The organism is Streptococcus halichoeri (assembly GCF_019774635.1).
GTDB lineage: Bacteria > Bacillota > Bacilli > Lactobacillales > Streptococcaceae > Streptococcus > Streptococcus halichoeri.
The window spans coordinates 1127430-1141658 of the sequence record NZ_CP081502.1; the positions used below are offsets into that span (position 1 = coordinate 1127430).

General features: G+C 41.2%; 11 protein-coding genes and 1 riboswitch. Of the genes, 5 read left to right on the top strand and 6 right to left on the bottom strand.

Annotated elements, in window-relative coordinates; all coding sequences use genetic code 11:
• Positions 1-124 precede the first annotated feature (124 nt).
• From K5J94_RS05465 to K5J94_RS05480, 4 genes are all read right to left on the bottom strand, one after another.
• Positions 125-769 carry a histidine phosphatase family protein gene (locus K5J94_RS05465; protein ID WP_159545306.1) on the bottom strand — a complete coding sequence of 215 codons (645 nt, stop codon included), beginning with the start codon at positions 767-769 and terminating at the stop codon, positions 125-127.
• Between the two features lie 34 nt (positions 770-803).
• Positions 804-1280: an aminoacyl-tRNA deacylase gene (locus K5J94_RS05470; protein ID WP_221913781.1), complete on the bottom strand. Its 477-nt coding sequence runs from the start codon at positions 1278-1280 to the stop codon at positions 804-806.
• A gap of 89 nt (positions 1281-1369) precedes the next feature.
• Entirely contained in the window at positions 1370-1933 is a 564-nt protein-coding gene (thiT, locus tag K5J94_RS05475) for an energy-coupled thiamine transporter ThiT (RefSeq protein WP_221912589.1), read from the bottom strand.
• A 46-nt stretch (positions 1934-1979) separates the two neighbouring features.
• Positions 1980-2076, bottom strand: a riboswitch (TPP riboswitch).
• A gap of 227 nt (positions 2077-2303) precedes the next feature.
• Complete coding sequence (locus K5J94_RS05480) at positions 2304-3149, bottom strand: glycoside hydrolase family 25 protein (protein ID WP_159564242.1); 846 nt, start codon at positions 3147-3149, stop codon at positions 2304-2306.
• A gap of 318 nt (positions 3150-3467) precedes the next feature.
• On the opposite strand from K5J94_RS05480, the gene K5J94_RS05485 reads away from it, so the two are divergent.
• A complete protein-coding gene (locus tag K5J94_RS05485; RefSeq protein WP_221912590.1) occupies positions 3468-3977 on the top strand; it encodes an ECF transporter S component in 510 nt (169 codons plus the stop codon).
• An 83-nt stretch (positions 3978-4060) separates the two neighbouring features.
• Here K5J94_RS05485 and K5J94_RS05490 read toward each other — a convergent pair whose 3' ends face one another.
• Together K5J94_RS05490 and pepF are read right to left on the bottom strand one after the other, a co-directional pair.
• On the bottom strand, positions 4061-4540 hold the full coding sequence (locus tag K5J94_RS05490; RefSeq protein WP_159545297.1) for a glutathione peroxidase: 480 nt from the start codon (positions 4538-4540) through the stop codon (positions 4061-4063).
• Entirely contained in the window at positions 4533-6332 is a 1800-nt protein-coding gene (pepF, locus tag K5J94_RS05495; RefSeq protein ID WP_221912591.1) for an oligoendopeptidase F, read from the bottom strand. Before pepF ends, K5J94_RS05490 begins: the two co-directional genes overlap by 8 nt.
• Positions 6333-6503: 171 nt before the next feature.
• On the opposite strand from pepF, the gene ppc reads away from it, so the two are divergent.
• The 4 genes from ppc to K5J94_RS05515 all read left to right on the top strand — a co-directional run bounded on the left by ppc (position 6504) and on the right by K5J94_RS05515 (position 13991).
• A complete protein-coding gene (gene ppc, locus K5J94_RS05500; RefSeq protein ID WP_231700342.1) occupies positions 6504-9323 on the top strand; it encodes a phosphoenolpyruvate carboxylase in 2820 nt (939 codons plus the stop codon).
• Positions 9324-9436: 113 nt separating this feature from the next.
• Complete coding sequence (gene ftsW, locus K5J94_RS05505; protein WP_159564238.1) at positions 9437-10717, top strand: cell division peptidoglycan polymerase FtsW; 1281 nt, start codon at positions 9437-9439, stop codon at positions 10715-10717.
• A gap of 493 nt (positions 10718-11210) precedes the next feature.
• Complete coding sequence (gene tuf, locus K5J94_RS05510) at positions 11211-12407, top strand: elongation factor Tu (protein WP_159545289.1); 1197 nt, start codon at positions 11211-11213, stop codon at positions 12405-12407.
• Between the two features lie 519 nt (positions 12408-12926).
• Positions 12927-13991: an IdeS/Mac family cysteine endopeptidase gene (locus tag K5J94_RS05515; RefSeq protein ID WP_221912592.1), complete on the top strand. Its 1065-nt coding sequence runs from the start codon at positions 12927-12929 to the stop codon at positions 13989-13991.
• The last annotated feature ends 238 nt before the right edge of the window (positions 13992-14229 follow it).

The window sequence follows — 14229 nt, forward strand, 5'->3', positions numbered from 1 at the left end:
TTAGTCTGATACTCAAATGCTAATAGATACAAATTGGATTTGCCAATAAGAAAGGTAGAAGGGCTCTGCTTGCAGCCAAAGTTTGTGCTAAACAGCTATCCCAAACTTAGCTGTTTAGTGAATGTCAATTTAGGCCTTGCTGGCTTGCTGCATTGAGGTAGTTTTTATCATTCCAAGTGAGACAATGAAAGGATTTAAAATCATTTGTTTCAAGGATCGTTAAACTAGCATTGTCAAGTCCGCCGTTAGCCCGAAGTAAGGCTGGTTCATAGCCCAACAGCGAGCGGATGGAGGCAGTCAAATTAGCTCCGTGTCCGACAAATAAGACATGTTGGTAATGCTTATCCTTGAGTGAGTCGACTAATTCACAAACACGGTGGGTAGTTTGATAGATTGATTCTGCCTCGAATTGCCCAGCATTAAAACGGGCTAGGTTGTGTCGAAAAGCATCCATTTGGTGCGGGTAAATAGCATTCATAGTAGCAATTTTTGCTCCCTCCAGTTTGCCCAGGCCCCATTCTCTCAATGCTTTGGTTTGTGTAATTTCCAGGTCTTGCTCGCAAGCAGCCAACAGCAGCTGTGCAGTTTCGTAAGCGCGTTTGAGATCACTTGAGTAGACCGCATCAAAAGGGACGTCCTTAAGTGCTATACCAAGCTGACGAATTTCCTCATAGGATTCGGGTAGCAAGGGTGAGTCGGCTCCGCCACCTTGAAAGCGTCCCTCAACATTCCACTGCGTTTTTCCATGTCTGACAAAATAACATTTCATAATAAGTTTAACCCTTCTAATTAATTTATGATTATCATTCTTTAATATCAGCAAATGCTGCTCCGACAAAATCAGCTAGCGCTTGACTATTGATTCGAACAGAGCGCCCCACTTCACCAGCTGAGACGATTACTTGGTCTTGTACAAGCGCGGTCGAATCAATGTAAATAGGAAAAGTATGCTTTTGTCTAATCCCAATGGGATTGTTTGCGCCGTGAATATAACCAGTGGTTTTTTGTAAGTCTTTTTGAGGAATCATGCTGACCTTTTTATTGCCAGATAACTTGGCCAGCTTTTTTTCTGATAAATGTTCTGTAATAGGAACAATGCCAATAATAGGCCCGGTCTTGTCGCCAACCAAAGCCAGTGTTTTAAAAATATCAGAGCGCTGAATCTGATCAGGGAGCTCTTGCTCTTGTAAGGCATTAATCGCCAAACTATCATAGGGAATGGCTGCTTTGTCTAGGATTTGTTCCACTAGTGTTTTTTTTAATTTACCCTTTTTCGTCATCATATAACCCTCTTTTTTGCACACAAAAAAAGTATAATAATATCATTATTATTATACCATTTTTAGTCTTCTAATTAAATGCTTAATTCCTAATCTTTTGGTAAGAAAATTGTGGCTTGGTAAGTTATCAATACTAAAGTGACAACCACAACAAAAATAAACGTCAAACAAGCCGCTGTGCCATTGACCGATAAGGAATACATCCAAGCCGAGGTGCCCTTAGGAGCATAAGAGCCCCAGAAAATAACACCAGCAATAAAATGCCAAAGGTAACGTAAGCCTACAGCAGCTAAGGCAGCTAAGCCCCCAATCATCCAAGCTTTTTGCTTATAGCCTTGGCTCAGTGCTGTCCTTAACGATGGGGTGAACAAACCTGCAATCCCCATGGACATGAATGCCAAGATATATTCAATCAAGACTTGAGACATACTGAGATAGTACACTCTGCCAAATAAAAAGTGCAGTAGCCCCCAAATTAAGCCAGCTAAGACGCCGTATTTGACCCCTCGTCTTAGGGCGAAGATCACAAGGACAATTGCTCCAAATGATGGGGTAAACCAGGAAGCAAAGTCTGGAATCAGTGACAATCCCATTGCCAAGGCGGCAAAAATAGCGGTTTCGACTAAGTATTTTGTTTGGTTATTGGTAGACATAAAAAAACTCCTTTTGGTCACAAAAAAGAGTCGGGTTTCCATCGGTTCTAAAAATGGTCACAATCCCTACGCTTGTACTAACAAGATCAGGTCCTCAGGATTTCGCAACTGCGATCTCAGCCAAAGCACTCCTTTGTGATGATTATTAATAATTACCTTCATTATAAATGCACAAAAGACGTTTGTCAAGCAGAAAAGGACAGCCCGCTGCAAGGCGCAGCCATTTCTCCAAGGAAAAAAACAAGCCGGTCCTGGCTCCTGGCTTGCAGCGAGCGGGCTTTGTCACATCACCCTGGTAAAAATGACAGATGAGCAGGTCCAGAAGTGCGAAGCCACAAGGGCAAATAAATAAGACTGAGAACGCCCAGTCTTATTTTTGGTGACCAAATAATTTTTCATAAGTCTTTTTCGTGTCTTTGTTGACTGCAATCTGATTAAGATCCAGGGTATTGTTAAAGCCTGGTAGATAGCCTTGAGAGGTGTACTGGTGCAGGTCGTAGTTAAGGTTGGTATTGGGTGCGGCTTCGTAGTAACCAGAATCACTCCCGTAAGTTGGTATCCAAATAGCATCAAAACCTTCTGTTGAGATGTCTTGTTCAACCATGAAGTAGGTCCCAATGTAAAGTCCGACATTTTTGGCACCTAATTTTCTAAGTTCATCACGAAAGGCTTTTATGCCTTTATTCATGTCTTTCATCGTGACCTCCTCCACATCGATCCAATAAAAGGTTGGTTTATAGGGGGAGGCATTTTTATAAAAGGTTCGTGCTTCTGCGCGCATCTCCTTGGTGCTTGAGCCTAAAGCGTAGCTGTAAACGGCTACGGGTACATGGCGCTTTTGAAATTCTTTGATGTGGCTTTTAAATGATTTATCAATCCCTGTGGTATAAGCAGCATTATTTCGTTTGGTGATCTGCGAACCACCAAAGACACGAATAATTGCTCCGGAAATATTTTTGGATAAGGTATCGTAGTCAATTTCATTTGGTAATTGCCAACCCGAAACATCAATAATAGGGTTTAAGACAAATTCTTCATTTTCCTTTGTGCTGGTTTTTTCTTTCTGTGATGCGCTAGAAACTACTGGAATGCTATTTTGAGCCTGTCTTAGTTCCCTTTCTTTGAGATTATCTGAATGTGCTTTTCCAATAAGTAACAAAATGCCTATCAAAAGAAAGAAGACGAGCACAACAATCGGCTTGATTCTTCTTCTCATTATCGCTATTGTACCTTAAAAACGGCAAAAAATCAAAGCATCTTCCTTATTTCTGATATTATTCTGTAGAATTAATCTCTTTTTTGTGAAACTTTCACAGGCATTGGGCTAGCAAAGATCAGCGGCTTTTTATAAGGTAAAAAAACACCTGAAAAGCTCTGCGATTTCCTGCGAACGACCCTAAAATGAGGGTAAGGTTAGAGTTGTTTTTGAAGGGCTTATAATCCAACTCTTATTTGCGAGGAACTATTCTTTTTGTTTCCAAAGTGGTCAATCGGGCCAAATTTTGTCATAATAAAGAGGTGTAAAAGGAGTATTATGTCACCAAAACAATTAACACGTATGACCATTTGCTCAGTCTTTGTGGTCGTTTTACAACTAGTCTTTAGTCACTTGCCTCATATTCAGCCCTTAACGGCTTTGTTTATGGTCTATGCTGCCTATTTTGGCTTTTACGAAACAGAGCTGCTTATGGCCCTTGGACTTTTTTTCTCATCTTTTTTGCTGGGTTTTGGTCCTTGGCTGGCCTGGCAGTTGCTTAGTTTTACTATTGTGATTGGCCTTTGGTACGGCGGTCTGGTCTATTTTCTAGGTAAAGGGCGCAAGCGACATACTCTGTTACGGCAGCTCCTTTGGGCTGGCTTTTGTGCAGTCTTTTATGGCCTTATCTTGGATGCTTGCCTTGCTTATGTCTATGGTATACCCGTATGGTCTTACCTTTTAAGGGGCTCTTCATTTAATATCGCTCACGCTGTAGTAACTATGGTCTGCTATCTTGTGTGTTTAATGGTGTTAAGAAAAAATCCCCCAGCAGCGCATTCAAAATAGGATCAAACTTCTGCTGCGCAGCTATCAAGCACAGCTAGCCAGACAAAGAAACCCAGATTGCAAAACCAATCTGGGTTTGTTTTTTAATCAAGGAAAGCTTTAAGCTGTTGTTCGATTACTTTAGGGTCTGATTTTGCAGAGTAGCGCTCAATAACCTGACCGTCTGGGCTAATGAGAAATTTGGCAAAATTCCATTCGATCGCTTTGCCTAGTGGGCCACTTTTTTCCTCTTTTAACCAAGTGAATAAAGGCTCTGCATCCTTACCGTTTACGTTGACTTTAGCAAAACGCGGAAAAGTTGTATGGTAGGTCAAACTACAAAATTGGTTAATCTCTTGAGCATCACCAGGTGCTTGATTTAAAAATTGATTGCAGGGAAAATCTAAAATCTCAAAGCCCTTGGCATGATAAGCATCGTACAATTCCTGTAAGGCTTGGTATTGTGGAGTGAGCCCACATTTGGTTGCTGTATTGACCACTAAAACAAGCTTTCCTTTGTAGTTGGCTAAAGGGAAATCCTGACCCTCTTGGGTCTTAACTGTAAAATCATAAAGGTTAGTCATGGGCAATCTCCTCACTGTAATGAATAATCTGATCAACCGTATCACTTAAGAATTGAATCGTGTCACGCAGTGGTTTTTCGGTAGCAATATCAGCACCAATCAGCCTGGCCGTCTCAAGTGGGGTTCGGCTGCCTCCTGATTTCAAAAAGTCAAGCCATTCTTTAGCACCTTTAGGATTGTTTTTGAGATTGAGGTAACCAGCTGTAGCAATCACTAAGCCCGCTGAATAAGTATAGCTGTATAGGCCCATGTAGTAATGAGCTTGCCGCATCCAAGTAAGAGCAGCATCGTCATCAATGATCAAAGCATCACCCCAAAATTCTTCAAGCACGCTCTTCATGATCTGATTCAATTGCTTAGCACCAAAGGTTTGACCATCTTCAATCAATTGATAGACTTTGCGTTGGAAAGCCGCCTCTAGTAAGTGCGTGATGAAGTTATGGAAGTAGGTGTCCGTCAGGCGGTGGGCCAAAGCAAAGCGTTTTTGCCGTGGGTTATCAAATTGTCGCTCTAAGTAATCACTTAACAATAATTCATTGAAGGTTGACGGTGCCTCCACGTAGTAAGTGGACATATGGGTGTTGAAGAAACTTTGTTCATGGTCTGAAAAAATAAACTGACCAGAATGCCCAATTTCGTGGATTAAAGTGTAAACATCAGACATGCGCCCTGTCCAGCTCATTAACACATAAGGATGAACCTTGTAAGGGTCAGCAGCATAGCCGCCTGAGTCCTTATTGGCATTAGCGGCAAAGTCAACCCAGCGTTCTTGCTGGTATCGGGCAATTTCTGTAGTGTATTCTTGGCCTAGCGGCTGGACAGATTGCATGACCAGGTCATAAGCATCATCTATGGATACTTCAGGGTTGAGGTCGTTGTCAATGTCTAATTTCCAGTCTGCAAAGGTCATCTGTGTAAGTCCGTTTACTTGGGCAACATGTTTGACAAATTTTTGGGCGACAGGACCAAATTCCTTCATGATTAAATCAATTTGCCGGTCAAACATTGGGCGATCCACTTCTTGTTCAGCTAACAGATAATCAAATACAGTATCATAGCCACGCATATCTGCCATTAATTTTTCAGAAGAGACTTTGGCCAGATAAGCTGCTGCCGCAGCATTTTGATGCTGGCGTAGACCAGCTGAAAAAGAGCGAAATGCTTTTTCTCGAATTTCGGCGTTTTCATGATTTTGGTAGAAATTCTCATAAAGGACAAAACTATTCTGGTAGGTTTGTCCATTCACCTCAAAATCAGCCATATGAAAATCACCCGCCCGCATTTTGGTATAAATGTCATAGGGGCCATTGAATACTTCGCGCAGATTGGTTAAGGTTTTTTCGACCTCGGGTGCCAAAAGATGGGCCTTTGCTTGTTTGGCTTGGCGGATGATAGCTGTAAAATGGCTATTAGCAGCTAACTGATCTAAAATCTCATCATCAGCTTGTGCTAGTGCTGTATCCATGAAACTAAGTGCGACACGGGCTTTGGTTGAGAAATCATCTCCTGCCTTAGCGATTTGTGCAAATTCTTCGTTGGAGAAGTCACTGGTTTGCGGCATAAAGGCATAAGTTTCGATGTGACTCATCTGAATTTCGATTTGCTCTAGTTCCAATAATGCCTGTGTAAAATGCTCAACATCGTTTAAGTGATTCTGATAGTTGTGCTGAAAGATTTGAACATCTTGCCAGGCTTTTTCAATCGCCAAAAGGAAATCTTGGCGGTCCTTGTAGAGTGCCGTTAAATCCCATAATTCACGCTCGGGAAATTCTGATCGTTGTTTTAATTCCATCGTTTGGCTCCTTAGTCTTTTCTTTTTAGTATAACAAATATTTGTTAAAAGGCCACCTCTGGGATAAAAGCCGAACTTTTTTTGCAAAGGCAGGACTTTTTTCTTATTATTCTTATTTTTAGGTTAAAAAATGGTATGATAAAAAGAGAAAAACAAGGAAAAGGAGCAAAAATGGTATCCATTAAAAAATTGGAAAATGAGCATAATCATGCAATTATTGCCGAAGAAGTTGCCATCTTAAAGGACTTGCTAGGGGAAGTCACTATTCGGATGGGAGGCGAAGCTGCCTTTGCTAAAATTCAGCAGTTAGTACACTTATCTGAGCAACAAGAATATGGACAAGTGGAACGTTTAATCTCGGAAATGAGCAATGATGATATGGTCCTTGTTTCTCGCTATTTTTCGATTTTGCCGCTCTTGATTAATATCTCAGAAGATGTTGATTTAGCTTATGAGATTAATTACCAAAACAATATGGGCCGTGATTATTTGGGCAAATTGGCTCTTAGTATTGATGCGGTAGCCGAAAAAGAACAAGCTACAGAGCTGCTTGAGCAGGTGAATGTCGTTCCTGTCTTGACAGCCCATCCTACACAAGTGCAGCGTAAGACAGTGCTAGAGTTGACCAATACGATTCATCACTTATTACGTCGCTATCGTGATGTCAAAGCTGGAGTGGTCAATAAACAGAAGTGGCTGGAAGACTTGAGTCGTTATATCGAAATCCTCATGCAAACAGATATTATCCGGGAGAAAAAATTAAAAGTCAAAAATGAAATCACCAATGTGATGCAGTATTATAATGACTCTCTTATCCCGGCTGTTACGCATCTTACCAAGACCTATAAAGATTTAGCAAATCATCATGGAATCACTCTTACAAAGGCTAAGCCTATTACCATGGGCATGTGGATTGGCGGTGACCGTGATGGCAATCCCTATGTTACTGCTGAAACCTTACTTTTATCAGCGACAATCCAAAGCGAGGTCATTATTAATTATTACATTGAGCAGTTGACCAACCTTTATCAAAGTTTTTCCATGTCTTCAACCATCACTGCGGTTAGTGATGAGGTCAAGCATTTAGCTGAGCTATCTTATAATGATTCTGTTTACCTTGAAAATGAAGCTTACCGCAAGGCGCTTCACTATATCCGCTCGCGCTTAGTGCAAACCTTGATTCAATTATCAAAAACAGATGATCAATTTAATTTTCCTACAACTAGGCCGCAACTGGATGTTCAGGCTAGTACCAATGCGGCTGTGATTGCCGAGTATGTGCAAGTAACGGCCAATCAAGTTGCTGCTGGCATTAAAGAGCACCGGCTTCCTGCTTATGCCAGCGCTGCAGAGTTTAAGCAGGATTTGTTGCTCATTGTAGAATCACTCAAAGCTAATGGTGATGATGTTCTTATCAAAGGTGATCTTGCTGATCTTGTCCAGGCTGTGGATATTTTTGGTTTTTACTTAGCTAGTATTGACATGCGCCAGGATTCAAGTGTGCAAGAAGCCTGTGTGGACGAATTATTGCGTTCAGCTAATATTGTGGATAACTATCGTCAATTAAGTGAGAGTCAGAAATGTCAAATCTTGCTTAAGCAATTGACAGACGATCCTCGGCCGCTAGCTTTGGCAAATGGTCCCAAATCAGATTTGCTTGAAAAAGAATTGGCCATCTATCACACTGCTCGGCGATTAAAGGATAAATTAGGCGAAGACATCATCAAGCAACACATCATTTCACACACTGAAAGTGTATCTGATCTTTTTGAGCTTGCCATTATGCTTAAAGAAGCTGGACTGATTGATAGTCGCACCGCCCGTGTCCAAATTGTTCCTTTATTTGAGACGATTGAAGATCTGGATAATTCACGGGCCATTATGACGGAATTTTTGTCCTATGATCTTGTAAAAAATTGGATTGCTTCAAAAGGCCATTATCAAGAAATTATGCTGGGCTATTCTGATAGTAACAAAGATGGAGGCTATCTTGCTTCTGGATGGACTTTATACAAGGCGCAAAATGACCTAACCCAAATTGGTGAAAAGCACGGCATTAAGATTACTTTCTTCCATGGCCGTGGCGGAACAGTGGGCCGTGGCGGGGGGCCGTCATATGATGCGATAACAGCTCAGCCATTTGGCTCAATCAAAGATCGGATTCGTTTGACAGAGCAAGGCGAAATCATTGAAAATAAATACGGTCACAAGGACGTCGCCTATTACCATTTGGAAATGTTACTCTCAGCATCTATCAATCGGATGGTTACACAATTGTTGACCAACCCAGATGAGCTAGAAGATTTTCGTGCTACCATGGATGGTATTGTGGCAAAAAGCCACCAGGTCTACCGCCAATTGGTTTTTGACAATCCTCATTTTTATGACTATTTCTTTGAAGCCAGCCCTATTAAGGAAGTATCAAGCTTAAATATTGGTTCTCGGCCTGCAGCCCGAAAAACAATTACAGACATTAGTGGACTGCGCGCGATTCCCTGGGTCTTTTCTTGGTCGCAAAATCGGATGATGTTTCCAGGTTGGTATGGAGTAGGCTCAGCCTTTCAAGAGTTTATCAAGCAAGATGCTGGTAATTTAGCTAAATTACAGCACATGTATCAGACTTGGCCGTTTTTCCACTCGCTGCTGGCTAATGTGGACATGGTCTTATCCAAATCGAATATGACCATTGCTTATCATTACGCTCAACTTGCTGAAAAAGAAGAAGTCCGCACTGTCTTTCACACGATTTTGGATGAGTGGCAGCTGACCAAAAATGTCATCTTGGCGATTGAAGGACAAGAAGATCTGTTAGCAGAGACCCCTGCCTTGAAATACAGCCTAGCGCTTCGCCTGCCCTATTTTAATGTGCTTAATTACCTCCAAATCGAGCTCATTAAACGGCTGCGCCATGATGAATTGGATGAAGATTATGAAAAGTTGATTCATATCACTATTAATGGCATCGCTACGGGATTACGAAATTCGGGCTAATTCCCTGGAAAACATGGCCTTTTCAGGCTGTCTGCCTCAAGGCTGTGTTTTCTTTTTTTTGCCAGCAAAAAGTGATATAATGCTTAAAGATTATTTCAGCTATAGGGGATATTATGAAAATTGATAAGAGGCATCTACTTAATTATTCGATTTTACTGCCTTACCTAATTCTGTCAGTCGTTGGCCTGATTATGGTTTATTCAACCACCAGCGCTAGCTTAATCCAATACCATTTGAACCCATTTCGTTCTGTCATCAACCAGGGCATGTTTTGGATCGTTAGTTTATTTGCGATAGCCTTTATTTATAAACTAAAGCTCAATTTTCTTAACAATACTGGCATTCTCAATATTGTCATCATTATTGAAATTGCCCTCTTGTTAATTGCTCGTTTTTTGACCAAAGAAGTCAACGGCGCCCATGGCTGGATTGTACTTGGACCAATAAGCTTTCAGCCAGCAGAATATTTAAAAATTATTATGGTCTGGTTTTTAGCCAATACCTTTTCTAAGCGTCAGCAAGGAATTGCCAAGTATGACTATCAAGAGTTGACCCGGCGAAAATGGTGGCCAACGGAGCGGTCAGATTTACTGGATTGGCGTTTGATTGCAACGTTTTTGATTTTGTTAGTAGCATCGCAGCCCGATTTAGGAAATGCTGCAATCATTGTTTTGACCGCTATCATTATGTTTTCCATTAGTGGTGTGGCCTATCGTTGGTTTTCAGCCATTGTTGTCATGATTACGGCTCTCTCAACTCTCTTTTTAGGAGGAATTGCCCTTATCGGGGTGGATCGAGTAGCTAAAATCCCAGTCTTTGGTTATGTGGCCAAACGCTTCAGTGCTTTTTTCAATCCCTTTCATGATGTAACAGATTCAGGACACCAGCTAGCTCACTCTTATTATGCCATGAGTAATGGTGGTTGGTTTGGGATGGGTCTTGGCAATTCCATTGAAAAGCGCGGCTATTTACCAGAAGCTCAGACAGACTTTGTTTTTTCGATTGTCATTGAAGAGCTTGGTTTAATTGGCGCCGCCTTGATTCTGGCCCTTGTTTTCTTTCTTATTTTGCGTATTATGAATGTTGGTATCAAGGCAAAAAAACCTTTTAATGCCATGATGGCACTGGGTGTTGCGGGCATGATATTGATGCAAGTATTTGTCAATATAGGTGGTATCTCAGGCTTGATTCCCTCAACAGGTGTAACCTTTCCATTTTTGTCGCAAGGGGGAAACAGCTTATTAGTTCTATCTGTAGCGATAGCCTTTGTGCTTAATATTGACGCCAATGAAAAGCGTGATGATATTATGAAAGAAGCAGAACTAACCTATAAAAAAGAAAGCCGTAAACAAGACCCAGATACCAATATCGTTCATTTTGATCAGTACAAATAACCACCATTTCCAATGATAGCAAAGTCTCGTTTTGATTTGCAGACAAAGCCTTGAGAAAGTACTTTCTCAAGGCTTTTAAGTTAGTGATCAGCTAACTTTTGAAAATCAAAAAAGAATGCAGGTCTATCTCTTTTATCCTTGTTTTTTAAGGAATGTCTCTATCACTAGTAGACCCAGTAGACTAACCACTCAATCCACTAAAGCAGATTTGACAGGCGATTACTGGTTTTGCTAACTGTGATTCTGCACAGAGTTTGCGGTTATTTATCCAAGGTACTCAACAATAGAGGCCACGTCATTTCGTGGTTGGAGAAGCCAAGGTCTAAAGACTGGGGCTAACTGTCAGTCTATCTTTACTTTATCAAGTAAAGATAGGCCTATAAGCATAAAATGCTTGCAATTTCAGTACAATTTGCTACAATAGTAAGGTAAAGTTAGACTGTATTGCCTACTGTCTATCTATAAAATATATTTTATTGGAGGCTTTTCCTAAATGGCAAAAGAAAAATACGATCGTAGTAAACCCCACGTTAATATTGGTACAATTGGACACGTTGACCACGGTAAAACAACTTTGACAGCTGCAATTACAACTGTTCTTGCACGTCGTCTTCCAAGCGCAGTTAACCAACCAAAAGACTACGCTTCTATCGATGCTGCTCCAGAAGAACGCGAACGCGGTATCACTATTAACACTGCACACGTTGAGTATGAAACTGAAAAACGTCACTACGCTCATATCGATGCACCAGGACACGCGGACTACGTTAAAAACATGATCACTGGTGCCGCTCAAATGGACGGAGCTATCCTTGTTGTTGCATCAACTGACGGACCAATGCCACAAACACGTGAGCACATCCTTCTTTCACGCCAAGTTGGTGTTAAACACCTTATCGTCTTCATGAACAAAGTTGACTTAGTTGATGACGAAGAATTGCTTGAATTGGTTGAAATGGAAATCCGTGACCTTCTTTCAGAATACGACTTCCCAGGTGACGATCTTCCTGTTGTTCAAGGTTCAGCACTTAAAGCTCTTGAAGGTGACAGCAAATATGAAGACATCATCATGGACTTGATGAACATTGTTGATGACTACATTCCAGAACCAGAACGCGACACTGACAAACCATTGCTTCTTCCAGTCGAAGACGTATTCTCTATCACTGGACGTGGTACCGTTGCTTCAGGACGTATTGACCGTGGTACTGTTCGTGTCAACGACGAAATTGAAATCGTTGGTATCAAAGAAGACAAGAAAAAAGCTGTTGTTACTGGTGTTGAAATGTTCCGTAAACAACTTGACGAAGGTCTTGCTGGAGACAACGTAGGTATTCTTCTACGTGGTATCCAACGTGACGAAGTTGAACGTGGACAAGTTATCGCAAAACCAGGTTCAATCAACCCACACACTAAATTTAAAGGTGAAGTATACATCCTTTCTAAAGACGAAGGTGGACGTCATACACCATTCTTTAACAACTACCGTCCACAATTCTACTTCCGTACAACTGACGTAACAGGTTCAATCGAACTTCCTGCAGGTACAGAAATGGTTATGCCTGGTGATAACGTAACAATCGATGTTGAGTTGATTCACCCAATCGCCGTAGAACAAGGTACTACTTTCTCAATTCGTGAAGGTGGCCGTACTGTTGGTTCAGGTATCGTTTCAGAAATCGAAGCTTAATGTCATTTGAGTTCCCAGAATAACAATTAGAGTCAGACAACTCAAGAAGTTCCTTGTGAACTTCTTTTTTTGCCTTCAGAAAAAGACACCTCAAAAGTTAGCCAAAAAATCTCATGTTGAGGTGGAGTACAAGGCTAGCCTTTTGGCTGACCTTTGGATGTGGGACAAAGTGCCAAGCTATTAGCTGCCTTCTCATCCTCTGTTACTCTTTGTTTGAGGGCAGCAACGCCGACACAGACGCTCTGTGCTGGACTGTGCCTCCTGGGTAAAAACTGCTTATCATTGTGGCCCTGGACTGATAGAGAGATTCATTTTCTTCCCAATATTCGTGACAGTTTCTGTAAAGTAGGCTACCTGCTTTTGATGATACGATTTGTCTTGTTTTGTCCTGATCTGTCCTCTCCTGGTCTAAAAGTAAGCAGCTGCTTAAAAAATAATATTGTCAGTTTATTATTATTTTATTATAGTTAAAGTGTAATTTTATGATAAAATACAGTAAATGTTAAGGGGGCTTTCTTTATGATTAAGAATGGTTACTCAAACAGCTGGCGAACTCTGTTAGTTGGGATCTTTACAACTATTATCCTTGTTGCTCCAGTGCGCCTCAATACTATTTTTGCAGAATCTTCTGAACGAAGCCCTTCTGTAACCTATAATCGTTTGAGAGCTACAAATATAACCCTAATATGGACAAAAGGGGTGACGCCTCTGGCCCCTGAGCAATTTATCTACACTAAAGATGGCTTACATGCCCCTTATCATCCTAATCAAGGTTGGTATGACATTAGCAAAACGACCAATAGAGGAGGAGCTACCTTGTTATGTGGAGCAGCTACAGCGGGCAATATGCTCCATTGGTGGTTTGATCAAAATAAAACTGAAATTAACAGCTATTTAAATAAGTACCCAGAAAAACGTAAACTATTCTTTCATGGAAAAGAGATGTTGGATTTAAATAAGGTGATTACGACAAAGAATGATCACATCAACAGTGAGCTGTTTACTTATTTTAAGAAAAAAGCCTTCCATAATTTTTCCACTCAAAAATTGGGGGTAATGCCCACTCAGGTTCTGGATATGTTTATAAACGGCTACCGCATGAAGTTAGGCGATACAAAAGCAACTGACGTATCTAAAGGTAGTACCAACCCTGATACGCGAGACCCGCGGGGCGGTTTTTTTGAACATGTCTTTAACAGGGGGAATCAGGCTCATTTATTAACTGCTAGTCATGAGCTCAAGGACCAAACTCTAGCACAAATTAGTGACCTCATTAAGAATGAACTAGAAAGCGGGAAGGCGCTTGCGCTATCTCATGCGTCCTTCGGTGAGAGTCCTAATCATGTGATTAATATATGGGGAGCTGCATTTGATGCCTGCGGAGAGCTAGAGGCGCTATATGTAACTGATTCGGACACTGATGGTGTTGTTGGTATGAAAAAACACATTGTTACGGTCAATGCTGCAGGCAAAGCTATCCTTGTTCCAAAGCCTAACGAAGACCATCAAGAAGGGTACCAGCTTTTAGGCTTATACACCTTGTCTACCGGACAAAACATCTGGCAACAAAGTAAGTCCAAATAATACTAAGCAGCCCCAAGCTTAAGCTGCTAGGAGAAGAAGGTCTCAGATAGATGACACACATAGTCAGTCAGGCTCTAGTTGCTAAGGCCTAGTCTACCTTGATATTTGGGAGCTTTGCTAGAAATTCTAGCCTTGCAAAGACATATCTGCTTGGTCCTTTATGACATTAAGTAAAGCCTTTACATTTCTCGTGAAACTTTTCATTAGAGGTAAAATATGGTAAAATAAAGGAGTAACT

Bases quoted from the DNA above. Each gene is read 5' to 3' on its own strand.
- thiT (WP_221912589.1), bottom strand. From the start codon at position 1,933: ATGTCTACCAATAACCAAACAAAATACTTAGTCGAAACCGCTATTTTT.
- pepF (WP_221912591.1), bottom strand. From the start codon at position 6,332: ATGGAATTAAAACAACGATCAGAATTTCCCGAGCGTGAATTATGGGAT.
- K5J94_RS05470 (WP_221913781.1), bottom strand. From the start codon at position 1,280: ATGACGAAAAAGGGTAAATTAAAAAAAACACTAGTGGAACAAATCCTA.
- K5J94_RS05515 (WP_221912592.1), top strand. From the start codon at position 12,927: ATGATTAAGAATGGTTACTCAAACAGCTGGCGAACTCTGTTAGTTGGG.
- tuf (WP_159545289.1), top strand. From the start codon at position 11,211: ATGGCAAAAGAAAAATACGATCGTAGTAAACCCCACGTTAATATTGGT.
- K5J94_RS05490 (WP_159545297.1), bottom strand. From the start codon at position 4,540: ATGACTAACCTTTATGATTTTACAGTTAAGACCCAAGAGGGTCAGGAT.
- K5J94_RS05480 (WP_159564242.1), bottom strand. From the start codon at position 3,149: ATGAGAAGAAGAATCAAGCCGATTGTTGTGCTCGTCTTCTTTCTTTTG.
- K5J94_RS05465 (WP_159545306.1), bottom strand. From the start codon at position 769: ATGAAATGTTATTTTGTCAGACATGGAAAAACGCAGTGGAATGTTGAG.
- ftsW (WP_159564238.1), top strand. From the start codon at position 9,437: ATGAAAATTGATAAGAGGCATCTACTTAATTATTCGATTTTACTGCCT.
- K5J94_RS05485 (WP_221912590.1), top strand. From the start codon at position 3,468: ATGTCACCAAAACAATTAACACGTATGACCATTTGCTCAGTCTTTGTG.
- ppc (WP_231700342.1), top strand. From the start codon at position 6,504: ATGGTATCCATTAAAAAATTGGAAAATGAGCATAATCATGCAATTATT.